Annotated in this window: 14 protein-coding genes, 1 tRNA gene and 7 pseudogenes; 14 read left to right on the top strand and 8 right to left on the bottom strand. The window is 43.9% G+C overall.

Going from position 1 to position 23,765, the window contains the following annotated elements; all coding sequences use genetic code 11:
• The first annotated feature begins 158 nt into the window (after window positions 1-158).
• From SU60_RS08205 to SU60_RS08190, 4 genes are all read left to right on the top strand, one after another.
• Window positions 159-235, top strand: a tRNA-Trp gene (locus SU60_RS08205).
• 237 nt (window positions 236-472) lie between these two features.
• Window positions 473-805 carry a DUF1904 domain-containing protein gene (locus SU60_RS08200; protein ID WP_041155087.1) on the top strand — a complete coding sequence of 111 codons (333 nt, stop codon included), beginning with the start codon at window positions 473-475 and terminating at the stop codon, window positions 803-805.
• Window positions 806-817: 12 nt separating this feature from the next.
• Complete coding sequence (mepA, locus tag SU60_RS08195) at window positions 818-1,651, top strand: penicillin-insensitive murein endopeptidase (RefSeq protein ID WP_041155086.1); 834 nt, start codon at window positions 818-820, stop codon at window positions 1,649-1,651.
• Window positions 1,652-2,211: 560 nt separating this feature from the next.
• Window positions 2,212-2,520 carry a hypothetical protein gene (locus tag SU60_RS08190; protein ID WP_041155085.1) on the top strand — a complete coding sequence of 103 codons (309 nt, stop codon included), beginning with the start codon at window positions 2,212-2,214 and terminating at the stop codon, window positions 2,518-2,520.
• A 40-nt stretch (window positions 2,521-2,560) separates the two neighbouring features.
• Here SU60_RS08190 and SU60_RS08185 read toward each other — a convergent pair whose 3' ends face one another.
• The 3 genes and pseudogenes from SU60_RS08185 to rdgC all read right to left on the bottom strand — a co-directional run bounded on the left by SU60_RS08185 (window position 2,561) and on the right by rdgC (window position 5,293).
• The gene (locus SU60_RS08185) at window positions 2,561-2,815 is read right to left on the bottom strand and encodes a YfhL family 4Fe-4S dicluster ferredoxin (RefSeq protein ID WP_041155084.1); all 255 of its coding nucleotides are present in this window, start codon (window positions 2,813-2,815) and stop codon (window positions 2,561-2,563) included.
• Between the two features lie 2 nt (window positions 2,816-2,817).
• A complete protein-coding gene (gene trhP / locus SU60_RS08180; protein ID WP_041155083.1) occupies window positions 2,818-4,218 on the bottom strand; it encodes a prephenate-dependent tRNA uridine(34) hydroxylase TrhP in 1,401 nt (466 codons plus the stop codon).
• 161 nt (window positions 4,219-4,379) lie between these two features.
• Window positions 4,380-5,293, bottom strand: a pseudogene (gene rdgC / locus SU60_RS08175) (recombination-associated protein RdgC).
• A gap of 233 nt (window positions 5,294-5,526) precedes the next feature.
• Between rdgC and phoB the strand changes: the two are divergent.
• The 3 genes and pseudogenes from phoB to SU60_RS08160 all read left to right on the top strand — a co-directional run bounded on the left by phoB (window position 5,527) and on the right by SU60_RS08160 (window position 8,509).
• The gene (phoB, locus tag SU60_RS08170) at window positions 5,527-6,216 is read left to right on the top strand and encodes a phosphate regulon transcriptional regulator PhoB (protein ID WP_041155082.1); all 690 of its coding nucleotides are present in this window, start codon (window positions 5,527-5,529) and stop codon (window positions 6,214-6,216) included.
• Between the two features lie 36 nt (window positions 6,217-6,252).
• Window positions 6,253-7,553 (top strand): annotated as a pseudogene (gene phoR, locus SU60_RS08165) (phosphate regulon sensor histidine kinase PhoR).
• On the top strand, window positions 7,550-8,509 hold the full coding sequence (locus tag SU60_RS08160) for a PstS family phosphate ABC transporter substrate-binding protein (protein ID WP_084735699.1): 960 nt from the start codon (window positions 7,550-7,552) through the stop codon (window positions 8,507-8,509). Before phoR ends, SU60_RS08160 begins: the two are co-directional and overlap by 4 nt.
• A 54-nt stretch (window positions 8,510-8,563) precedes the next feature.
• On the opposite strand, the gene ppx is transcribed toward SU60_RS08160, so the two are convergent.
• Both ppx and ppk1 read right to left on the bottom strand, forming a co-directional pair.
• Window positions 8,564-10,069, bottom strand: a complete 1,506-nt coding sequence (ppx, locus tag SU60_RS08155; protein WP_041155081.1) for an exopolyphosphatase — start codon at window positions 10,067-10,069, stop codon at window positions 8,564-8,566.
• Window positions 10,053-12,142: pseudogene (ppk1, locus tag SU60_RS08150) on the bottom strand (polyphosphate kinase 1). Before ppk1 ends, ppx begins: the two are co-directional and overlap by 17 nt.
• 264 nt (window positions 12,143-12,406) lie before the next feature.
• Between ppk1 and SU60_RS08145 the strand changes: the two are divergent.
• The 5 genes and pseudogenes from SU60_RS08145 to phoU all read left to right on the top strand — a co-directional run bounded on the left by SU60_RS08145 (window position 12,407) and on the right by phoU (window position 17,859).
• A pseudogene (locus SU60_RS08145) lies at window positions 12,407-14,610 on the top strand (ABC transporter permease subunit).
• A gap of 30 nt (window positions 14,611-14,640) precedes the next feature.
• A pseudogene (locus SU60_RS22900) lies at window positions 14,641-15,091 on the top strand (phosphate ABC transporter permease PstA); the annotation flags it as partial.
• 254 nt (window positions 15,092-15,345) lie between these two features.
• Window positions 15,346-16,314, top strand: a pseudogene (gene pstA, locus SU60_RS22895) (phosphate ABC transporter permease PstA); the annotation flags it as partial.
• A 2-nt stretch (window positions 16,315-16,316) separates the two neighbouring features.
• Window positions 16,317-17,135, top strand: a complete 819-nt coding sequence (gene pstB / locus SU60_RS08135; RefSeq protein WP_041155079.1) for a phosphate ABC transporter ATP-binding protein PstB — start codon at window positions 16,317-16,319, stop codon at window positions 17,133-17,135.
• Between the two features lie 25 nt (window positions 17,136-17,160).
• Entirely contained in the window at window positions 17,161-17,859 is a 699-nt protein-coding gene (gene phoU, locus SU60_RS08130) for a phosphate signaling complex protein PhoU (RefSeq protein ID WP_041155078.1), read from the top strand.
• A gap of 68 nt (window positions 17,860-17,927) precedes the next feature.
• On the opposite strand, the gene ppk2 is transcribed toward phoU, so the two are convergent.
• The 3 genes from ppk2 to SU60_RS08115 all read right to left on the bottom strand — a co-directional run bounded on the left by ppk2 (window position 17,928) and on the right by SU60_RS08115 (window position 20,402).
• Window positions 17,928-18,704 carry a polyphosphate kinase 2 gene (gene ppk2 / locus SU60_RS08125; protein WP_041155077.1) on the bottom strand — a complete coding sequence of 259 codons (777 nt, stop codon included), beginning with the start codon at window positions 18,702-18,704 and terminating at the stop codon, window positions 17,928-17,930.
• An 86-nt stretch (window positions 18,705-18,790) separates the two neighbouring features.
• Window positions 18,791-19,516, bottom strand: coding sequence for a copper homeostasis protein CutC (locus SU60_RS08120; protein WP_041155091.1), 726 nt, complete (start codon window positions 19,514-19,516; stop codon window positions 18,791-18,793).
• A 274-nt stretch (window positions 19,517-19,790) separates the two neighbouring features.
• Window positions 19,791-20,402, bottom strand: a complete 612-nt coding sequence (locus SU60_RS08115; RefSeq protein WP_041155076.1) for a peroxiredoxin — start codon at window positions 20,400-20,402, stop codon at window positions 19,791-19,793.
• A 199-nt stretch (window positions 20,403-20,601) separates the two neighbouring features.
• Here SU60_RS08115 and SU60_RS08110 point away from each other — a divergent pair, with 199 nt between their 5' ends.
• Both SU60_RS08110 and aceB read left to right on the top strand, forming a co-directional pair.
• Window positions 20,602-21,507 carry a hydrogen peroxide-inducible genes activator gene (locus tag SU60_RS08110; protein ID WP_041155075.1) on the top strand — a complete coding sequence of 302 codons (906 nt, stop codon included), beginning with the start codon at window positions 20,602-20,604 and terminating at the stop codon, window positions 21,505-21,507.
• Between the two features lie 604 nt (window positions 21,508-22,111).
• A pseudogene (gene aceB / locus SU60_RS08105) lies at window positions 22,112-23,739 on the top strand (malate synthase A).
• Window positions 23,740-23,765 lie beyond the last annotated feature (26 nt).

Raw genomic sequence — 23,765 nt, 5'->3', positions numbered from 1 at the left:
CTTTCTTATATTATAGAAAGTGAGAGTCGTCTCAGTAAACACGAACTACAGGGGTGTGCTCCAATTGGCAGAGCAGCGGATTCCCCAAGTTTTTGCGAGATGGCGCGTGTTGGGAGTTCAAATCTCCTGAACCATCAAAAATTTAATTACCTATTTCTAGGGGTGTAGCTCCAATTGGCAGAGCAGCGGATTCCAAATCCGCGTGTTGGGAGTTCGAATCTCTCCACCCCTGCCATATTTAAAGCCTCAGTCGAAAGACTGGGGCTTTTTTACGTCTGTTGTCTTCTGCGAAGCAATGTTGGGAGTTGGATTGCCAACCCTGCCGAACCCCTCCTATCTCCACTATTGAGCCCTAAATAAGAGAAAGGGGCTTTTAGGTGTCAAGGCTGACCTTTAACCATAAGCTTGGATGATTAGCTAAAGTGTTCCTGCTATTATCAATCCTTAAAGATAATAATTAGGAAGTAAACTTATGCCACATTTTCGATTCCGAGCAGTCGAACCTCAAACGGTTCAGGCTCTTTCAGCACCGCTCACTGATACGCTGCAACCTCTTATGGAGTGCCCAAGAGAGGATTTTACCTTTGAGTATATTTACACGACGTTTTTTAGCGAAGGGGAGGTCAGTAGCGCCTATCCTTTCGTCGAAGTGCTTTGGTTCGATCGTGGTCAAAAGGTGCAAGATGAAGTTACCAAGGTTATTACTAAACAGATAAGAGGCATCGTGGGAGAAGATGTCGATGTCGCAGTCATCTTTTCTGCGTTATCTCCTAATAGCTACTATGATAATGGTGAGCATTATTAGGGGATGAACACTATGAGGTTGAGACGTTTATTATATTATTTCTTTCTTTGCTCAACCTCCGTGCAAGCTACTCAATGGGAGGATGTTTCTACTCCGACGAAGAACCTTTCATCATCAATTGGTAGTTACGCTAATGGCTGCTTAGATGGCGCGAGCTCCCTACCCACCGAAGGCATCGGCTACCAAGTTTTACGTAGTAGAGCGAATCGCTATTATGGTCATCCTCATACGATTAAGTTTGTACAAGACTTAGCTCGAGAAGCTCATCAAAAGCTGAATAAGAACTTACTTATCGGAGACTTGTCTTTACCGCGGGGCGGGCGTTTTTCTTCAGGACATAATAGTCATCAAACGGGATTAGACATCGATATTTGGTTTCGATTAACCGATACTCCGCTTTCCTATAATGAACTTCAATTACCTAAGCCAGTGAGCGTTGTTGATCTGAAAGCATATTCGATACGGAAAAACCGTTGGGAAAAACGACATTTTGAGTTGATTCGTCTTGCCGCGCAAAGCAGAGATGTAGCGCGTATTTTTGTTCATCCTGTAATTAAAGAGCAACTGTGTGTGCAAGAAGTCAACGCTGATCGTCGTTGGTTGAGAAAAGTCCGTCCTTGGTGGGGGCATCATTATCATTTTCATGTGAGGTTGTCCTGCCCAAGCTCAAGTCTCAATTGTATCGCTCAAAACCCACCACCTGCTGGTGATGGGTGCGGAGCCGAGCTAGCTAGTTGGAAGCCTAAGGTTACCCCACAACCTCAAACTGAGTTAAAAACGGTGGCGGTGCGCAAAAAAAAGCAAAAAGACATGCCAAATCAATGTCTGGCTTTAATCGCTAAATAATGACACTCATTCTTCCTGAGCATGTGTCAGGGCAGAGCGTTCAGAAACGGTTGATCTATGTCCTTCAGGTCATTAATTCACACTCATACCAATCGTAGTAAATAACTGGTCATTCTAGCTTGTTAAAATACTTGATAACTCCGTTGCTATTTTTGATTGTAGAATAACTACTTATCGAAAAATAATGCCTCGTTCTCAAGCATTTTTCCTACGCTATTTATGATCACTTATTTCCTGTGATTGGTATCAGCCATTGATTTTATGATTGGTATTGTTTGCCTAGTTATCTTTTTATCAAACTGGAGAAACATAGCGCTTTTGTCTAAAGTGAATAATACCTAGACAAAAGTTACTTTAAGCTGTTTAGGTACTAATTATAAAAAATGAATAAACAAAGGGTTGTAATTGTTGGTATCGATTAGCCTTATTGTTTTTATATGTAAAGTCACCAGACTCTGGTTGTTGCTCGCTCCATTTATCTTTTTCGCTTCGATTTCATGAACTAAGATAAGAGCATAGTAGTAGTTATCTACTATAAAGAGTTTAATAAGGGAAAAACCATGACTATGATTTGTGCAAAAGAGTTTGCAGAGTGGTTGAGACACAGATTTAGCAGTGATCCTAAGGGCGTTTTCTTAACTCGAGAAGATGTTAACCATCTGACAGGGCGTCAACGTCTTGACCCAGGTTTTGTTAACGATGTGCATTATGAACTTATGCAATACGGAATGGCTTTTGTGACGGACACTAGCCGGGAAAATTTTTACTTAGTGCCGGTTTCTCAAGCCGAGAATTGGCGCGAAAAGCTAGAATATCACTTTGAGAAAGAACTGTTCTGCAATATTTACCCGATTGGTAAATCAGGCTAAAAAAAGGTTCAACTTTGTTGGCTAAGTTGAACCTTTTTTATTATGCAAGTCCTTGTATTATTACAAACTTTTCAAGTAATTGTTCTTCGGTTTCAATGTTGCTTGGGTCTGTAATGATGCATTTCGATATTGGACAAACTGATTGACAGGTCGGTTTATCATAATGACCTTTACACTCCGTACATAAGTTCGGGTCTATTTCAAAAATACGTTCACCCATGCTGATTGCCCCATTGGGACACTCAGGATCACACATATCACAGTTAGTGCATTTATCAGTAATGAGTAATGCCATGATTACTTACCTGTTGGGTTGCGGGTATCCTGTCCAGAGTTTAGGTTGCGCATTAACAGACCATACGACAAGTCCATGTCTTCTGGTACTGGAATGAATACGAAGTGGCCATTACCTTTTGCATCTTCAATTGACTGTGACTTACGGTTTTCCATTGCTTCTAAGGTGAAAACAACGTTGCCTTTTGGTGTCATTAACTCAAGACTGTCTCCAACAAGGAACTTGTTTTTCACTTCCACTTCTGCCAGGTCTCCACGACGCTTACCTGTAAACTCACCAACAAATTGTTGTGCGTCGGATACTGAATAGCCATAGTCGTAGTTTTGATAGGTATCATGGGTATGACGACGTAGGAAACCCTCTGTATAGCCACGGTGAGCGAGGCTTTCTAGCGTGCTCATGAGGCTTTCATCAAATGGTTTTCCTGCCACGGCGTCGTCAATGGCTTTACGATAGACTTGCGCCGTGCGAGCACAATAATAGAAAGATTTTGTGCGGCCTTCGATTTTCAGCGAGTGGACGCCCATCTTTGTTAGGCGCTCAACGTGTTGGATTGCACGTAGGTCTTTAGAGTTCATGATATATGTACCATGCTCATCTTCAAAGGCTGCCATTTTTTCTTCTGGACGGTGGCTCTCTGAAAGCAGTACCACTTCATCCGTCGGTTTACCTCGACCGATAGTCGTTTCAGGTGCTTCGTCCTGAACTTCGATTGCTTGCGCGGTATTTGGGTCGAATTGTTCGACAATTTGACCTGCGTCGTCTTCTTTGCCTTTCTCTACTTTATATTCCCAACGACAGGCGTTAGTGCACGTGCCTTGGTTAGGATCACGTTTGTTAATGTAACCAGAAAGTAGACAGCGACCAGAATAAGCCATGCATAGCGCGCCGTGGACAAACACTTCTAGCTCCGTTTCCGGGCAGTGTTCACGAATTTCTTCGATTTCTTCTAGAGACAATTCTCGAGAAACAATGACACGCTCTACACCGTTGGCCGCCCAAAATTTAACGGTCGCCCAGTTGACGGCGTTAGCTTGAACAGAAAGGTGAATTGGCATCTCAGGGAAAGCTTCACGAACCATCATGATGAGGCCTGGATCTGACATGATTAGGGCATCTGGACCCATTTCTACGACTGGTTTTAGGTCGCGGATAAAGGTTTTAAGCTTGGAGTTATGGGGTTGGATGTTACAAACCACATAAAGCTTCTTGCCTTGGGCATGCGCCTCGTCAATACCGATTTTTAGGTTATCGTGGTTGAACTCATTGTTACGGACACGAAGGCTGTAGCGTGGTTGTCCTGCATAAACAGCATCAGCGCCGTAGGCGAATGCGTAACGCATGTTCTTTAGGCTACCTGCTGGCGATAATAGCTCAGGTACGAATGCTTTCTCAGTTGTCATTGTTCAATTCTCTTAATATCTGATCACAAGTCAGGCCAATTCCACCTAATGGAAATGGGGCGCAAATTTTACGTCAAAATGTGAACTGTGACTAGAGGGATTGTTGATTATATAAACAAACGCCCTACAAAAAGTGAGGGCGTTTGTTTAGGAAAGGTAGTTTAGGCGTTTGGGTTTGGTAAGCCACCCAGCGCTTCATAGAGATTTGGTAGGAAGGCGCTGAACTCTCCACACATTAATGAAAAGTCTGCATCGAAGCGGGCCGCTTGATCTTCACGGGGAATATCATCGTTTTGATCTTTCAGTTCGTCAGAGAACTTGAGGCGTTTGATACCAGCATCTTCAGTCATGATGAACTCGATGCGATCTTGCCAATTGAGAGCAAGTTTGGTCACCACTTTGTCTGCTGCTATATGGTTGCGAATCTCATCTGTTGTCAGCTCTTGCTTCTTGCAGCGGATCACGCCACCTTCTTCCAGAACCGATTTCAGTTCGGCTTCATCCATCATGGTAAAGCCTGCTGGGGTATCTCCAGTTTTAACCCACTCCGTCAGAGTGGTTTCGATGGCGGTTTCTGGAATTGCAGGGATAACAGGTAAGCTCCCCATCGTTTTTCGAAGTAGCGCAAGCACATCTTCGGCCTTTTTGTAGCTACTGGCGTCAACAAGGATAAAGCTTCTTTTGGCATGATCAGTACATGTGTATGGTTACTGCGGCTAAATGCTCTTGGGAGTAAATCCATCACAATGTCTTCTTTTAGGTTGTCCTTTTCTTTTTTCTTAAGAGGGCGGCCTTCTTGCTCTTCCATGGCTTCTACTTTTGCATTCAATGAGTCTTTAATGACAGAAGCAGGGAGCATTTTTTCTTCTTTTTTGGCACAAATCAGGATACGGTTTTCTGAAACATGCGTCATCATATCGCCATGTCTCCCCATCGCATTTACCCAGCCAAACTTCTGTTTATCTTGGCTACCGCAAGGGGTGAATTTAAATTCGGCAAGTTGAGTTTCAAGTTGATCTGCATTGAAGTTAACCTCTCGGTTAACACGGTATACCAGACAGTTTTTAAACCACATAAATCTTCTCTAGGCTTGATGACAAGGCTCTCATAATAGGGAATTTTGTCGCGGATGTCTTAAATGAAATGAAAAATATCCTCATGAACCTCAAAAGAAAGTTATATTAAAATTTGTTTTCAAGGGTCACAAAAGTGTCATACTTTGTAGTAATAATGCGTATGCATAGAGGGGCGCTTGGTCTCTTTAATGAATAAGTTCAACTAACATAAATAACACAAGGTTACTCAATTATGTCTAGAAGGATTCTGGTTGTTGAAGACGAAGCGCCAATTCGTGAAATGCTATGCTTTGTACTTGAACAAAAAGGTTATCAAGCGGTAGAAGCGGAAGATTACGATACTGCGGTAACCAAACTGGCTGAACCCTTCCCTGATCTAGTCTTACTAGATTGGATGCTACCTGGCGGTAGTGGTATTAACTTTATCAAGCATATGAAACGTGAAGAGTTGACTCGAAATATTCCAGTCGTAATGCTTACTGCTCGCGGTGAAGAAGAAGATAAAGTTCGTGGTTTAGAAGTGGGTGCCGATGATTACATCACTAAGCCATTTTCTCCTAAAGAACTTGTTGCTCGTCTAAAAGCGGTTATTCGCCGTGTGACCCCTACGGCATTAGAAGATGTTATTGACGTACAAGGCCTTAAGCTAGACCCTGTTTCACACCGAGTAACCGCAAATGATGAAGCGGTTGATATGGGACCGACAGAATTCAAGATGTTGCATTTCTTTATGACGCATCAAGAGCGAGTTTACAGCCGTGAGCAACTGCTAAACAATGTTTGGGGCACTAATGTTTATGTTGAAGACCGTACGGTGGATGTGCATATTCGTCGCTTGCGTAAGGCATTAGAGCTAGCTGGACATGATAAGCTCATCCAGACGGTGCGAGGCGCTGGATACCGCTTTTCTGTTAAGGCATAGATGCGCACCTAATTTTATCTCGTTTTGGAGTAATGAGTGGTTGAAAGATTAACATGGAGAAAGCTAGCCTGGGAGCTGGCTTTTTTTTACAGCCCGTGGATTATCGTCGGCTGGGTGTTTGGTTATATGTCGTGGTTATTACTCGCAGCTACGGCAATACAACTTGTGTGGCATTTGCATAACCAGGTGAGATTATCGTCTTGGTTATGGGATGAAAAGCGCCTTACACCACCCTCTGGGAGTGGTAATTGGGAGTCGCTATTTAACGGTTTGTATCGTTTACAGCAGCGTCAGCGACGTAAGCGCAAAGAGCTGACTAACCTCATCCGTCGTTTCCGCAATGGCGCTGAATCTTTGCCCGATGCGGTTGTTGTGTTCCGTGCAGAAGGTAATATCGTCTGGTGTAACAAACTGGCTCAACACCTGCTCGGTTTTCAGTGGCCAGAAGATTCCGGTCAACCAATCTCAAACCTTATCCGTACTCCTGATTTTATCAAATATTTAACTAAGCAAGATTTTTCTGAACCGTTAGAGATGCGCTCTCCTCTGAACGTCGAACGCATGCTGGAACTGCGTATCGTGCCATATACCGAGGGTGAGCATTTGATGGTAGTGCGTGATGTGAGTCAATTAAAACAGTTAGAAGGTATGCGTCGAAACTTCTTTGCTAACGTTTCCCATGAGTTGCGTACTCCTATGACGGTGCTGCAAGGTTATTTAGAAATGACCGAAGATCCAGATATGGTGGTAGGCCCTATGTGGACAAAAGCTCATGGTGTGATGACTGAGCAATTAAATCGTATGAATGGGTTGGTAAATCAATTGCTCACATTGTCGAAGATTGAAGCTGCGCCAATGCATGAATTAGAAGAGGTGGTCAATGTCCCTGCAATGCTTGAAGTATTAGAGAAGGAAGCGGCCAGTTTGAGCGGAGATAGCATCATAAGTTGCAGTTTGATGTCGATCGCGAATTGCGTGTTTTTGGTGACGATGATCAGTTGCGCAGTGCAATCTCCAACTTGGTTTACAACGCCGTCAAGTACACGCCACCCGGAGCGAATATCAATGTCCGTTGGTTTAAATCGGCTCAAGGTGCCCACTTGGAAGTAGAAGACAGCGGTGATGGCATTGAGCCACAACATTTGCATCGCTTGACGGAACGTTTTTATCGAGTTGATAAAGCTCGCTCTAGAGATACTGGGGGGAGTGGTCTGGGATTGGCGATTGTAAAACATGCGCTCACACATCACGACTCACATTTAGAAATCAGCAGTGAAGTTGGTGTGGGCAGTAAATTTTCTTTTGTGTTGCCGAGTCGTTTGGTGGTGAGCGCATGAGAGAACAGTTGAAATGGTTACTTCTTTTGACGACGTTCGTTGCTTCCTATTCTGTATCTGCACAAGACAAGGCGTTGCCTAACTACCAAAAGACGACGGGCGTTGCGGGCAATTTATTGTCAGTAGGTTCTGATACGCTGGCGGGGATGACGACGCTATGGATGGAAGAGTTTAAGTCGATATACCCTAATATTAACGCACAAATCCAGGCATCTGGTTCCTCAACTGCGGCCCCTGCACTGACAGAGCAGACAGCGCAGTTTGGCCCAATGAGTCGTCCTATGCGTTTAAGGGAGGTAGAAGCTTTTGAACGAGAGCATGGCTATAAGCCGACGGCTTTAAGGGTCGCGATTGATGCTATCGGGATTTTTGTTCATCAAGATAACCCGATTAAGGGACTGAATTTTGGTCAGTTAGATGCGATGTTTTCTGCCACGCTGCGTTGTGGTGCAAGCGCGTTTATCACTAATTGGCAACAGCTGGGGATTAAATCTAGTTGGGCTAAGCGAAATATACAGTTGTTTAGTCGTAATTCCGTGTCTGGAACTTATGGTTACTTTAAAACCAATGCATTATGTGGTGGTGATTTCGACACCCATGTGAATGAGCTGCCAGGGTCTTCATCGGTTGTTCAGTCGGTGGCCTCAACGATCAGTGGGATTGGCTACTCTGGCGTTGGTTATCGAGTGGCGGGAGTTAGATTGGTTCCTGTCGCGAATAAGGGAACAGATTACGTCGAGCCTACGCGAGACAACATTGTAACGGGTAAGTACCCACTCTCTCGTTATCTCTACGTGTACGTAAATAAACACCCATACCAACCATTAAGCCCCGTTGAGGCGGAGTTCATTCGCTTTATATTTTCTGCTCAAGGGCAGGCATTAGTCGAGAAGGATGGGCATGTTCCGATTACTGCTGATTTTGCGCAAAAAGAGTTACAAAAAGTCGGTTTATAAACGACTTTTAAGTACTTCAATTGTTGCTAATGGAAGCCTTCTTTACAGCACGGCTCAGAATGTCAGTGTCCACTTCACATTCTCCCACCGAGTTTGTTCTTCTTGTAGATCTGCATGAAGCAATTTGTTGTTTTCTAACCATGAATCATCGGTGCAAGTAAGTGCCCACTCATTTTCTTTGATAGATAAAAAGATTTCCGGTAGAGGCTCGTCACTACGCTGACCATTTAATACGATGGAAAGGCGTAAGATTTTTATCAAGCTAAGTACATCGTTTTGCTTGTAGAGGTTAAACTCTGGCAGTTCCTGCAACTTTAATGCTTTGCGTTGGAATCGCGCCAGTGTGGCTAACACAAGTTGTTGCTCGCGGTTGAAGCCAGGTAGTGTCGAATGTTGTAGAATATAAAAAGAATGGCGATGAAAGCTGCGTAAATTAATACTCAGTCCCACTTCGTGCAAAAGCGCGGCCCATTCGAGTAGGTCAAACAGATCACTCTTTTTCTTGATTCCAAGAGCTGAATGCACTTGATGGAGCATATCACGGGCGAGACCTTTTACGCTGGCTGCATGCTCAAGATCGACGCGATGTTTTTGTGCCAAGTTTTCTGTGGTACGCATGCGAATGTCTGAACGAGCGAAACGTTCTTCCATTTCATACAGTACGCCTTCTCTCAGCGCTCCGTCAGAGAAGAACATCTGATCAATGCGTAGCGATTGAAAAATGGCGCTCAGAATCGCCACCCCAGCAGCAAATACAGGTTTGCGCTCCTCCGTCAACCCTGTGAGCTCAATATCATCAATTGAATCGAATGCGCACAAAACTTCTATCAACTTATTGAGTCTTTTACCTGTAATCAGGCCATCATCAAAGCCTAATCCAATCAATACTTCTTGAATGGCCTTTATCGTACCCGATGATCCAAGTGCAATGTCCCAACCTTTTTTACGGTATTTGCTCGCGATCGACTCTAATTTTTGTTCAGCCGCGAGCATGGCTTTGGTGAAGTTTTTTCCTGACAGTTTGCCATTTTTAAAAAACTGCTCGGTAAAGCTAACACACCCCATTTGTTTGCTGTTGAGCAATTCAGGTTCGAATCCTTGACCGATGATCATTTCGGTACTGCCGCCACCAATATCAACCACTAACTTTGAGTTGGACTCGACTTGGGTATGAGCAACACCTAAGTAAATCAGGCGCGCTTCTTCTTCACCGGGAATCACTTCAATCGGAAAAGGCATCACCGTTTTCGCACGTTCTATAAACAAACGCGCATTTTTGGCTTGCCTTAGCGTATGTGTCGCGGCGATACGGACATTGGATTCATCAAAACCTTGCAAACGTTCAGCGAACATTGCAAGGCAATCCAACCCACGCTGCATGGCTTCATGGTTTAAATTAAGTTCGCTGTCTAGGCCAGAAGCCAATCGAACGCGCTGCTTATGTCGGCTGACAAGTTGCAAGTCACTGCCGACCACCTTGGCAACGACCATGTGGAAGCTGTTGGAGCCTAGGTCAATTGCTGCGATATAGCGTTCATCTTGTTCAAGTATCTGATTCATCTAACTTCTGTTTTCTAGTTTGTTTTTCTGTATTTTTAAGATAGTCGTAGATGGCAATTTGAGAGCGAACTTTTTTGCGGTTGCCTCGTGGCACGTAGTTGTTGCTCATCTCTTTATCTATTATGCGCGCCTTTACTGTATCGGTAAAATGGATGTTGGTAATATCAATAATTCTCTGTTTCAAACGTGGATCACGAACTGGGGTCGCGACTTCGATTCGATGATCGATGTTTCTTGTCATCCAGTCGGCTGAAGAGATGTATACCTGCGGGTCGCCATCATTGTGGGTAATAACTACCCGAGGGTGCTCTAAAAAACGATCCACAATACTAATAATACGAATGTTATCACTTACCCCTTCAATCCCTGGTGCCAATGAGCACATACCACGAATGATCATATTTATTTTCACGCCAGCGACACTGGCGCCATAAAGCTTGTTGACGATCCCCCTGTCGACTAAGTTGTTAACCTTAATCGTTAGGCTCGCTTTTTTACCAAGTTTTGCGTTGGCAATTTCGTTATCAATCAATCGGTATAATTGGGTGCGAGAATTTCGTGGTGAAACGATCAAGTGATTAAATCTTACGGGGCGGTAAGGGTTCTCAATGTAGCCAAAGACGTTACGCACTTCATTGGTGAGTTCTTGATCGGCAGTCAGCAGGGCAAAGTCAGTGTAAATACGTGCAGTTTTTTCGTGAAAGTTCCCTGTTCCAATATGGGCGTAACGAACGATTTCCTCACCTTCTCGACGACTGATCAGTAGCAGCTTAGAGTGAATCTTCAACCAGGGGCGCCGAAAACAACATGGACTCCGGCTTCTGTGAGTACCTTCGACCATTCAATGTTTGCTTCTTCATCAAACCTTGCTTGTAGCTCAACAACCACGGTGACGTTTTTGCCATTGTGAACCGCATCGATCAGTGAATTCATTAAACGGGAGTCTTTTGCAACCCGATAAATGTTGATCTTGATGCCTATGACCTTCGGGTCGAAAGAGGCTTGGCGAACCAATTCACTAATATGATCAAAGGTGTGATAAGGATAATAAAGTAGAATGTCGTTGGCTTTGATGGCTTTAAAGCAGTTTGGATAACCTTCAAAATCGGCACACTTCATCGGTGGTAGAGGTTTGTTTTCTAGATATTCTCGACCGACGTTAGGAAAAGCAATGAAGTCTTTAAAATTGTGGTAGCGGCCGCCAGGTGTGAGGTTATCGTAATTGGATATCTGTAACTTCTTACATAAAAAGTCGAGCATTTCTTGAGGCATTTCACGTTCATACACAAAACGCACTGGCATCGCAGTTAGGCGCTGATTTACCCCTTCGGACATTTGCTCCAAAAGACTGTATTCGATTTCGTTGCGTAAATCGTATTCCGCATCACGTGTCATCTTCATGGAGTAACCTGCGAGCTCATCGTAGTCGAAAAAACCCTTAAATAGGTCATCCAAACAATAGCGGATGATGTTATCGAGCAAGATAATCGTTTTACGCCGCTTACCTTTTTGCTCAGGAACCATGACAAAGCGGGGAAGGTGATCGGTAGGGATTTCTAGTAACGCGTATTGAGATTGGTCCCCTTTGCGTAAATCAACCGCAATATAGGCGTATTCATCTTTTAAAAATTGCAGGACGTCTATGTCGTCTTTCATCAGCAATGGTGTGATGTGTGGAACGACTTCTCGATGAAAATATTTGGAGATCCACTTTTGTTGAGTCTCATCGAGTTGCTGTTCATTGACGAGAAAGATCCGACGACGAGCCATTTCTCTAATCAACTCGTTATACAATTCGTCGAATTGATCATTAAGCTTCATCGATTTTGCTTGCATCTTAGACAACAACCGTTTCGGGGCATCACTGCCACCTCGCTCTTGGTTGATTAGGATCCGACGCTTAACGTCAGCGAAACGAACTTTATAGAACTCATCAAGATTATTGGAAAAAATACCTAGGAAACGAATGCGCTCAATCAGAGGCACGGTTTTATCTGCGGCTTCTTGCAATACACGCTCATTAAACGATAACCAACTAAGTTCTTTTTCTATATAGAGTTTTTCTGTGCTCATAACTTTTGCCTAGCGAGAAGGGATCTGACTTATTTAGTATTATTGTTACTCTGTATGCACATTATGTGATTTTTGTTTCATTTTTATTTCACATCAACCGGTTGCATCGCTTTATACCAGAGAAATGTTGAATCCCCCTTTTTTGCACCGAACTGATCGGGGGGGATTTGGTTATAGAGTTTTCAGTCATTTAGTAACAGGTGTAATATAATTGTCATCTTAAAGACATATTCTAGTACCAAGTCAAAAAAGGTAGAGCGATACATGCCACAAGCTGAGTTTTCATTGCAGGAAAAAGATAAAAAACGTCTTGTCAAAGATCGTTTAGTTCGATTTGCAGTGACTTGTGGTGGTTTGGGGGTGCTTGCCGCACTTATTTTGATCTTTATATATTTGGCTATGGTCGTGATGCCGCTTTTCTCTGACGCAGAGATAAAAACAAACCATTCGGCTAGAATGACGAATGTAGGTCAGCCTCTTGCAATATCTATAGACGATTATGCTCAGCTTGCTTTTGTATTGACGCAAACTGGACAAGTACAGTTCTTGCCAATGGATGCCCCGAATCAACCAGCGATCCATACTCAGCAAATTACTCAACAATCCATTGCCGCTTTTCATTCGGCATCCAGTATCGGTTGGTACGGTTTGGTGGATATTCAAGGTGTTGCTCATCTCTTTAAGCCTGAATTCCACGCGACATTGAAACAAAATACCCGACCACCGGAAGTCATGGTGTTGAACCCAAAGTTTAATTTGGCGCTTGCAGACTCGTCGGATCCTGTCATTCAATTTACTTTTAGTAATCCCATGCAATCTGCCACTTTTGTGTGGCAAACTCGAAGTGGACAAGTCAAAGCGCGCTGGCAGGCATCGTCATCGTTAGATTCAGAGAGTGCTACCGTTGACTATGCTTTCCCTTCCACTTTCGATGCGCCGGAACAAATGGTGATTACCCCCGATGGGGAAACCTTATACCTGCGAAATGGTTCTGAACTGATTGTGTTGAAGAAAGGGCTATCGCGGTTTACTGTGCGTGAAGTGGTCGACCTTACTCTTGGTGAAAAAGCGCACACCGTGCGACACATTGACTTACTCGCCGGTGCTTATTCACTGCTTGTTACCCATAATGACGGTCGAGTGTCGCAGTGGTTTGATACGCTGCAAGGTGCTGAGCGTAAGCTAACGTATATTCGAGACTTTAAATTGGCTGCCGAGCTGAAATATCTATTGCCGGATATGCATCAAAAAGGATTTTATAGCTTTTATACCAACGGTACATTACAAAGCCACTATACGACGAGTGAAAAGCTGGTCTTGTTCAAGCGTGCATACGCTAAAGCGCCTACAATGGCCGCAATGTCTCACAATGAACGCTATCTGATTTCATGGCAAGACAATCAGCTGAGTGTGGCTGTCGTCGACAATGCTTATCCAGAAGTGTCATTTTCATCTTTATGGCAAGAAGTCTGGTATGAAGGATACCCCGAGCCGGAGTTTGTTTGGCAATCCACTTCGGGAAGCGATGCGTTTGAAGCGAAGTTCAGTTTAATCCCCATAGCTTTTGGTACGATCAAAGCCGCACTTTACGCCATGTTATTTTCTGTGCCTTTAGCGGTATTTGGTGCGATTTATACTGCGTATTTCATGTCACCAAGGATGAGGCGAGTGGTAAAACCGTCGATTGAATTGATGGAAGCACTACCCACGGTCATTATCGGTTTTCTTGCAGGACTTTGGTTTGCTCCTATTGTGGAGGATCATTTGATCACCATGGTGGTCATGTTATTCATCTTACCCATCAGTGTGATGCTGATCGGTGGAGTTTGGGCGCTATTACCGCAACCGTTACGTAACCGACTTCCTAATGGTTGGCATGCTTGGTATTGATGCCGTTGATTTTACTCATCATTGTAGCGGGGGTTTGGTTATCCCCAAGTATCGAACACGCATTTTTTGATGGTGATATGCGCTTGTTTCTCACGGAGCATGGCATTGGCTTCGATCAACGAAATGCGCTTGTCGTTGGTTTAGCGATGGGCTTTGCGGTAATTCCGACGATTTTCACGATTGCTGAAGATGCGATTTTCTCGGTCCCTAAGCATTTATCGGATGGTTCGCTAGCATTAGGTGCGACACCATGGCAGACGCTCGTTCATGTTGTTTTACTTACTGCGAGTCCAGGAATCTTCTCCGCCATCATGATGGGGTTGGGACGGGCCGTAGGTGAAACCATGATTGTATTGATGGCGACAGGTAATACGCCACTCATGGATTGGAACATCTTAGAGGGTTTAAGAAGCTTGTCTGCAACGATTGCGGTTGAGTTACCTGAATCTGAAGTTGGAAGCTCACACTTTAGGTTGTTGTTCCTGGCTGCGTTGATTTTGTTCGTGTTTACTTTTGCGGTCAACGCACTCGCAGAGTTCGTTCGTCAGAGATTAAGAGATAAATACCGTGCGTTGTAATGATGCTTTGGATAAAGAGCGAGTAGCGACATGTTAAATTGGATTCGTTCTGGCGCACCGTGGATTTGGCTAACCGGTGGAGCGGTCAGTGTTAGCTTGCTCTCAGTATTGGGCTTATTGCTTTTGATTGGCTGGAAAGGATTAACCTATTTTTGGCCGGCTCCGTTGTATCAATGGAATGTGACAGCATTGACCTCAGTACAAGGGGAAGTATTGCAAGAAAACCCCATTCTTATTGGGCAAGTTTATGAACGCAGCTTTGTGCCAAAGAGCTACCTCCCGGAAAATGCAGCCCGAAAACTCGATGATGATGAAGATTTTGCTACACGTTTAAATATTAAAATAGCCAACCGCGAGCTTTATCCCTCTGATTTTATCTCTGTGCTTAAAATACAGTTGAGTGAGCCCACGACACCGAAAGAGTGGGCGGTTATTGAGCGCAGTAGTGGCGGCTACTTTTTTGGCAAGCTGGTGGCATTTCGAGATGGTGAGAGCATTTATAAAACGGATATTCAGACCGTTTTAGATAAAAAGCTTGGCGATGCAGAGAGCTTACATGACGAGATTGATAAACTTGTTCAAACTCAGCTAAAGGCGCTAGGTTGGCAGTTAGAACAATTAAGGCTCGAAAAACGTAAACGTGAGCTCAATAACCGCATTACTGATGAGTTCCTAACCCAGAACCAAGAGCGGGAGCAGCAAATAAAGCAGCAGCTTGCCAGCGTTGAGTTACAGCTGGATGGGTTACGTTTACAATTGTCCGATTATGCTTTGATTGTTGAAGACATGACTGGCGAGCAGATTGCGATCCCTTTAGAAGATATATTGGACTACTGGTATCCAAATCAAATGTCTTTTGTTGATAAAGTGGTGCACTGGGGCAAACAAGTATGGAAGTTTCTCTCCGACGATCCTAGAGAATCAAACTCAGAAGGCGGTGTGTTCCCGGCGATATTTGGGACCGTATTTCTCGTGATTATTATGTCAATTATCGTCATGCCTCTTGGCGTGATCGCCGCGATTTATCTTCATGAGTATGCGAAAAATAATGCACTGACTCGAATTATCCGCATTGCGGTGATTAACTTGGCTGGGGTTCCGTCTATTGTGTACGGCGTGTTTGGTTTGGGGTTTTTCGTCTATACCATCGGTGGCTCAATTGATAGCCTCTTTTATGCCGAAAAACTGCCTGCTCCAACATTTGGTACCCCAGGTTTGTTATGGTCTGCATTAACCTTGGCGGTATTAACACTTCCAGTGGTCATCGTTACCACAGAGGAAGGTTTAACACGTATCCCAAGCTCGGTACGACATGGTTCTTTAGCGCTTGGCGCGACACAGTTTGAAACGCTATGGCGAGTGATTATACCTATGGCCACGCCAGCAATCATCACCGGCTTAATTCTTGCGATCGCTCGCGCGGCTGGGGAGGTCGCCCCGCTGATGTTGGTTGGTGTCGTAAAGTTGGCTTCGAGTTTACCTGTCGATGGCCAATTTCCGTATGTGCATCTGGACCGAAAATTCATGCATTTAGGCTTTCATATTTATGACATCGGTTTTCAGACTTCCAATATTGAAGCAGCGCGACCTTTGGTTTATGCCACTTCGTTTTTGCTCGTCACCGTCATTGTCGGACTAAACTTAACTGCAATCAGTATTCGCAATAATTTACGCGAAAAATACAGAACGTTAGGACAAGATTAAGTATGTTTAATTTTGATAATACATTAGGTTATCAACCGCCGCTGGACGTGCATAACTTAACGGATGCGCAAACGGCAATTTCAATAGAGGACCTTAATCTGTTCTATGGTCAAACCCAAGCATTACATGATATTTCAATGCGAATTCCCAAAGGACGAGTAACCGCATTTATCGGACCTTCCGGTTGCGGTAAGTCGACCTTATTGAGTTGTATCAACAGGATGAATGATCTAGTGGAAGGCTGTAAGGTGAGCGGCAAAGTTCGTTTGCATGGCAAGAACGTCTACCATCCTAATGTGGACGTTGCGACACTCAGACGCCGAGTGGGTATGGTGTTTCAGCGTCCCAACCCATTCCCTAAATCGATTTATGAAAACGTGATTTATGGGCTGCGTCTACAAGGCGTAAAAAACAGCAGAACTTTGGACGATGCAGCGGAACGGTCTTTGCGTTCAGCAGCGTTATGGGATGAAGTAAAAGACAGACTGCATGAGAATGCATTTGGTTTATCTGGTGGTCAACAACAGCGTTTAGTCATTGCTCGAGCGATTGCAATCGAGCCAGAAGTTTTGTTATTGGATGAACCTACTTCTGCACTGGATCCTATATCAACTTTAACCATCGAAGAGCTTATCAACGAACTCAAGACTCAATATACTGTGGTGATCGTTACCCACAACATGCAACAAGCCGCACGGGTCAGTGATCATACTGCGTTTATTCATATGGGTAAGTTAATTGAATATTCGGATGCAGACTCGATCTTCACGTCGCCAATGAAAAAGCAAACGGAAGATTATATCACTGGCCGCTACGGCTAAGCTTACACAAGACGAAAGGACAATCATGCACTTTGGACGTCACATATCTGGACAATTTAATGTCGAGCTAGAATCGATTCGTACTCATGTATTAACCATGGGAGGCTTGGTTGAACAGCAGCTTTCATACGCCGTTCAAGCGTTGCACAAAGAAGATATCGAGTTAGCCCGTAAAGTTGTGCGTGATGACCATAAAGTGAATGCCATGGAAGTTTCCATTGATGATGCCTGTACGCGTATCATTGCTAAGCGTCAGCCTACGGCAAAAGATTTGCGTTTGATCATGGCTATTATCAAAACCATCGTGGATTTGGAGCGCATCGGTGATGTCGCGACACGCATCGCTTATGTTGCCATTGAAAGTCCATCTTCTAAAGAACGCCAATTTCAAATATCTTTAGATCCGCTTTGTCGTCAAGCCATACAAATGCTTCATCAAGTGCTGGATGCTTTTGCGCGTATGGACGTTGATGCCGCAGTGAAAGTCTATAAACTCGACGATAAACTTGATGCTGAATACCAAGCCATCATTAGCCAGTTGACCACGTTTATGATGGAAGAGCCAAATGATATCCCCCATATACTTCAAGTGATGTGGTCCGCAAGGGCGATAGAGCGAGTGGGGGATCGATGTCAAAATATCTGTGAATACATCATTTACTTCGTAAAAGGGAAAGATATTAGGCACCTAGGTGAAGACAGTATTGATGATGTGTTGAAGTAAGCATAAGGCCAGTATCACACTGGCCTTTTTCAATATTGACTCTAAAAAGCGCACGATAGCGAACCGTGTTAATATTTTTCAGGCACGAATGTTTGCTCATTGATTGGCGCTCGGATGTAGCCTTCTTTTTTGATGTCTGGCAATTTGATCGTAGGGTACTCTAATGTTCTATAGTCAATTTGGCTCAGTAGGTGACTGATACAATTTAGGCGTGCTTTCTTTTTCGAGTCAGACGGCACCACCCACCAAGGACTAGTTTTGGTGTCGGTGTAAGCAAACATCTTGTCTTTGGCTTCAGAGTATTCTACCCAGCGGTGGCGTGATTCTAAATCCATTGGGCTAAACTTCCAGCGTTTTATTGGCGTATTAATTCGTCCCATAAAACGTTTTTCCTGTTCTTCATCGGATACAGAGAACCAGTATTTAATTAAGATAATGCCAGAGCGCTGGAGCATTCGTTCAAATTCAGGGCAGGAGCGAAGAAACTCTTCGTATTCCTCTTTTGTACAAAAGCCCATCACTTTTTCGACGCCAGCTCGGTTATACCAACTGCGATCGAATAAGACGATTTCACCCGCAGACGGTAAATGAGCCACGTAGCGTTGAAAGTACCATTGCGTTTTTTCTTTCTCGGTAGGGGCAGGTAAGGCAACCACGCGGCAAACACGAGGGTTGAGCTTCTCTGTGATTCGCTTAATGACACCGCCTTTACCCGCAGCATCGCGGCCTTCGAACAGGACCACGACTTTTAATCCCTTATGTTTAACCCACTCTTGCAGTTTAACCAATTCTACCTGTAATTTTCTGAGCTCTTTTTCGTATTCCTTGTTTTTTAGCTTGGGCATAATCCGTTCCTCATTGAGCGATAATCAATATCTTAGCAATCAATACCGAATGACGGGAGAGTAATATCTCTATCTGAGAGCCTTCACTACGTTGCTATCGCCTGAGAGCTTGTTATGGGAATCATAAAGTCGTCTACGTCAGCCGAGCCCATTTTGCTGTGTTCCGCGACAAAACTCATGTGGCTAGGCCTTGTCGTCTTACCGGACAGATGAACCTCTTGGACGCCGGTTTGCTCTACCAACGAACGCACATTGCTGGCATTAATACCTGCGCCAGCCATGATTGCTAAACGGTTACCGGCTTGCTCTACTAATGACTTGATAACGTCAGCGCCTTCTGTGGCTGTTGCTCCGAGACCAGAGGTCAGTACTCGCTCGCAACCCAAATTAATGATTTGTTCCAGCGCTGTTTCTACATTGCAGCACTGATCAAAAGCACGATGAAAAGTAGTGCCCATATTCAACGATTGAGCAAGTTCACACAGCTTTGTACAGTAAGGTATATGGACCTCACCCTGTTCAGTTAGTGCGCCAAAGACGACACCATCTAGCCCTGCTCGATGGGCAGATTTGATATCTTCACTCATCACGTCGATATCCTCATCGCTGTACAAAAAGTCGCCTTGGCGAGGTCGAATCATCGCGTAAATAGGAATAGTGGATGCTCGGGCGGCTTGACGCATAAACCCGTAGCTCGGCGTGAGTCCTCCTAGTGAGAGAGATGAGCAGAGTTCAATACGAGTCGCCCCTCCCGTAATAGCATGATGTAAGGACTCGATATTATCGATACAAACTTCTAATTGCGTAATCACGTTGTCACCCTGCAAGTTTTCATTGAGATGGTTACAGAGTGTATCAAGGCGAAGCGGGATAATCTGTATCATAAAGGGGGAGAAATAGAGGTAAAGTTTGCGCTTTTAGATTGCCGTATTTGAGGAAGAAAAAAACAAAAAGCCCAGAGTAATCACTCTGGGCTTTGATTAGACTTTACTTAGACTGATTGGCGTTTGCAGTTTACTGCATATAGCTTTTTGCTTTTTATATCCATCCAACCAATTCACCCGTTGAGCTTGGGCGAAGGGTCTATTATTTTTTGCCTAGGTCTGCTGAGAACTCAGATAGGAATGCTGCAACGCCTTTTGGAGATGCTTCCATACCTGCTTTACCTTCTTCCCATTGTGCAGGACATACTTCACCGTGCTTCTGGTGGAAGTTAAGTGCGTCAACCATACGTAGCATTTCGTCGATATTACGGCCTAGAGGTAGGTCGTTTACTACTTGGTGGCGAACAGTGCCTTCTTCGTCGATTAGGAAAGAACCGCGGAAAGCAACACCTGCTTCTGGGTGCTCAACGTCGTAAGCCTTACAAATTTCGTGCTTAACGTCTGCAACTAGCGGGTACTTAACTTGACCGATACCGCCATCTTCGATAGCAGTGTTACGCCATGCGTTGTGAGAGAATTGAGAATCGATAGAAACACCGATCACTTCAACGCCTTTAGCTTGGAAATCAGCAAGACGGTTGTCAAATGCGATTAGCTCAGATGGGCAAACGAAAGTGAAATCTAGTGGGTAGAAGAACACAACGGCTTTTTTACCTTTGGTGAATTCTGCAAAGTTGAAGTTTTCAACGATTTCACCGTTACCAAGAACAGCTGCAGCAGTAAAATCAGGGGCTTGACGACCTACTAGTACCATTTTTTTGCTCCTAAAAAGTATGGTTAGTTCCGAACCGAATGTTGTTAAATCGGCTCAGTCCGTGTTTGTACGAGACAAACTATAGTACAGATTGTAGTATTGAAAAAAGCGAAATAAATAGATTGAGTTAATCGAAAAAAGCGATAATTGAAAAACTCTTAACTCGATCACTGGATTAGTGATAAGTATTGATAAAACTATGAATAAATGGCCTAGTTTAAAACAATTGCATTATTTGGTAACCCTGCATGAAACACGACATTTTAGTGATGCTGCGGTACGCTGTTTTGTGAGTCAGTCAACCTTGAGTAAAGGCATTCAAAACCTAGAAGATTTGATTGGTTGCCCTCTTTATGAAAAAAAAGATAAGAAAAGTCCTCTGGTGTTTACTCAAACTGGAGAGATGGTCGTAAAGCGCGGTAGAGAGTTACTTGCAAAAGGGCAAGACTTGGTTGAACTTGGCCGTCTATGCCAAGGTGGTGAGATGCAAGGTCAATTAAAAGTCGGATGCATACCAACGATTGCCCCTTTTTTACTGTGTGATTTGGTGCAAGAGGTGAACTACCGATTCCCACAGCTGAATCTTTTATTAAGAGAAGACACGACGACAAACCTGCTTCAAGCCCTTAGACACGGTGAGCTGGATGTGCTCATTTTAGCTTTGCCAGTCGAAATTGATGGTATGGAGAGCCGAGTGGTAGGTAAGGATCCATTTCGGATGGTCATTAGTGCTAATCAAGCTCAATCGGTGCCAGTACCTATTCGTTACGCTGATTTGCCTGACGAATCCGTGTTTCTATTAGAGAAAGAACATTGCTTAACAGAACACGCGGTATCGGCGTGTAAATTAACGGATAAGGAAAAAATCAATCCATTTACTGCGACGAGCTTACATACGTTGGTACAGATGGTTGCGAATGGTTTGGGCACCACATTCATTCCACAAATGGCAATAGATCACGGGCTTTTGCATAATCAAAATTTAGTCGTTTTAGATCCCCCGGGCACCCAAGCTTATCGAGAAATAGGCTTGGTTTGGCGTCCTAGCTCTTCAAGAACTGATACATTTATCCAACTCGCAGATGTTGTTTCAGAGCTGCTTTAGCTATTAGTCTTAGCTTCCATTAACCGCAATCTTACCTATTAACGCACTATAAATGGTGCGTTTTTTGGTTTTTTATCCTGCTGGTAATATTTAACTTGTAAAATTTTACAGCTCTACTGTCATGAAGCTTTCATAAAATAGTGAAATTTCACAATGTTAATTTTACACATCTTATGCCTTCCTTTGTTTAAGCTCTGTTTGAATATATTGCTCTAGCCCTTGCTACAGTAAGGCGTCTTCACTTCGGTTTATATTTATACGTGCGTTTTAAATGCTCAAGATATCAAAAAATTAATGTAATTTAATTACGTAATTAGATGCAAAAATAGGCTTGTGAATATGTCAATTTACTCAGCCGAATAAAACTTTGAATTTCCGGGTTTGTCGCTTTAGGGGGTTTCGCTTAATTCATTGTTGGTATAGCTTATTTAAAGGCCGATAAGACTTATGTCTAGATTGAAAAAGAACTCAAGTTTACGCAATGTATAGACATGGCCACACCAATCGAACGCAAATTTAAGGATGTATTTTGTTGTTCATAAATTACAAATGTAGCTTTTCGTAGGCCGATTAGAATGTTAAAGCACATTAAGGATGAATGATTATGCTTGCAGATACAGAGAATAAACCACAACCATCGATGCAGACCCAAGGCCAGCTTGAGGTAACGGGAGTTATTGCTCCTGAACATCAAGCTATTTTCCCTTTAGAAGCCCAAACCTTTTTATCTCTATTGTGCGAAAATTTTGCCGAACGCGTTGATCAATTACTGCAAGCACGAGAAGAGAAACAAACACGAATTGATGCGGGAGAGTTACCAGACTTTCTTACTGAAACTCAGGACATCCGTGAAGGCAGTTGGAAGATTTTGGGGATTCCACAAGATCTGCAAGATCGTCGAGTGGAAATTACGGGCCCTACCGACAGGAAAATGGTAATTAACGCACTGAATGCAAATGTAAAAGTGTTCATGGCTGATTTTGAGGATTCTATGTCTCCCGCTTGGAGCAAGGTTCTTGACGGTCAGGTTAACTTGCGTGATGCAATCAATGGCACCATCAGCTATACCAATCCTAACAATGGTAAGCATTACCAGTTGGTTGATGATCCAGCGGTGTTGATTTGTCGTGTTCGCGGTCTTCATTTAAAAGAAAAACACGTCACGTGGCACGGTCAGATTATTCCAGGTGCACTGTTCGATTTTGCTCTGTATTTCTTCAATAACTACAAAGCACTACTTCAAAAAGGCAGCGGACCTTATTTTTATATTCCTAAGCTGCAGTCTCATCACGAAGCAAAATGGTGGAGTGATGTATTCCATTTTACTGAGCAATATTTTGGTCTGGATACCGGGACGATTAAAGCGACGGTGTTGATCGAAACATTACCAGCGGTCTTTGAGATGGATGAGATTCTGTTTTCACTGAAAGAGCATATTGTCGGGCTGAACTGTGGCCGTTGGGATTACATCTTTAGCTACATCAAAACCTTGAAAAACCACCCAGACCGAGTATTGCCAGACCGCCAAGTCGTCACGATGGATAAGCCGTTCTTAAATGCGTACTCACGATTACTGGTACGTACCTGCATAAGCGTGGTGCGTTTGCGATGGGAGGCATGGCCGCATTCATCCCCGCTAAGGATCCAGTAGAAAACCAGAAAGTGCTAGACAAAATTCACAATGATAAATCGTTAGAAGCCAACAATGGTCACGATGGTACTTGGGTTGCACACCCGGGTTTAGCAGATACCGCCATGGAAGTGTTCAGCTCCATTCTGGGGGAGCGTTCGAACCAGCTTGATGTGAGCCGTGCACAAGACGCACCTATTACCGCCGCTGAGCTACTCGAACCCTGTGAAGGTGAAAGAACAGAAGAAGGGATGCGACATAACATTCGCGTTGCTTTGCAGTATATCGAAGCGTGGATTTCTGGAAATGGCTGTGTGCCAATTTACGGCTTGATGGAAGATGCCGCCACGGCTGAGATTTCACGCGCGTCAATCTGGCAATGGATTCAGCATGGTAAATCGCTAGATAACGGTGAAACCGTCACAAAAGCGCTGTTTGAAACTTACTTAAAAGAAGAGGTGGACGTTGTGAAACGAGAAATCGGCGAAGCGCGCTATCAAGCGGGGCGTTTTGACGAAGCCGCACAATTGATGGCCGAGCTTACAACCAGTGATGAACTGACGAACTTTTTAACCGTACCTGGATATGACTACTTAGATTAGTACAACCGAGATTCAGATAAGCAAGA

Source organism: Vibrio mytili, from assembly GCF_000830505.1.
GTDB lineage: Bacteria > Pseudomonadota > Gammaproteobacteria > Enterobacterales > Vibrionaceae > Vibrio > Vibrio mytili.
The sequence above is the reverse complement of the archived record's forward strand: the minus strand, read 5'-3'. Positions and strand labels throughout refer to the sequence as shown.

What these genes read in the sequence shown, in the direction of transcription:
- SU60_RS08200 (WP_041155087.1), top strand. Translation starts at nt 473, where the DNA reads ATGCCACATTTTCGATTCCGAGCAGTCGAACCTCAAACGGTTCAGGCT.
- mepA (WP_041155086.1), top strand. Translation starts at nt 818, where the DNA reads ATGAGGTTGAGACGTTTATTATATTATTTCTTTCTTTGCTCAACCTCC.
- SU60_RS08190 (WP_041155085.1), top strand. Translation starts at nt 2,212, where the DNA reads ATGACTATGATTTGTGCAAAAGAGTTTGCAGAGTGGTTGAGACACAGA.
- SU60_RS08185 (WP_041155084.1), bottom strand. Translation starts at nt 2,815, where the DNA reads ATGGCATTACTCATTACTGATAAATGCACTAACTGTGATATGTGTGAT.
- trhP (WP_041155083.1), bottom strand. Translation starts at nt 4,218, where the DNA reads ATGACAACTGAGAAAGCATTCGTACCTGAGCTATTATCGCCAGCAGGT.
- phoB (WP_041155082.1), top strand. Translation starts at nt 5,527, where the DNA reads ATGTCTAGAAGGATTCTGGTTGTTGAAGACGAAGCGCCAATTCGTGAA.
- SU60_RS08160 (WP_084735699.1), top strand. Translation starts at nt 7,550, where the DNA reads ATGAGAGAACAGTTGAAATGGTTACTTCTTTTGACGACGTTCGTTGCT.
- ppx (WP_041155081.1), bottom strand. Translation starts at nt 10,069, where the DNA reads ATGAATCAGATACTTGAACAAGATGAACGCTATATCGCAGCAATTGAC.
- pstB (WP_041155079.1), top strand. Translation starts at nt 16,317, where the DNA reads ATGTTTAATTTTGATAATACATTAGGTTATCAACCGCCGCTGGACGTG.
- phoU (WP_041155078.1), top strand. Translation starts at nt 17,161, where the DNA reads ATGCACTTTGGACGTCACATATCTGGACAATTTAATGTCGAGCTAGAA.
- ppk2 (WP_041155077.1), bottom strand. Translation starts at nt 18,704, where the DNA reads ATGCCCAAGCTAAAAAACAAGGAATACGAAAAAGAGCTCAGAAAATTA.
- SU60_RS08115 (WP_041155076.1), bottom strand. Translation starts at nt 20,402, where the DNA reads ATGGTACTAGTAGGTCGTCAAGCCCCTGATTTTACTGCTGCAGCTGTT.
- SU60_RS08110 (WP_041155075.1), top strand. Translation starts at nt 20,602, where the DNA reads ATGAATAAATGGCCTAGTTTAAAACAATTGCATTATTTGGTAACCCTG.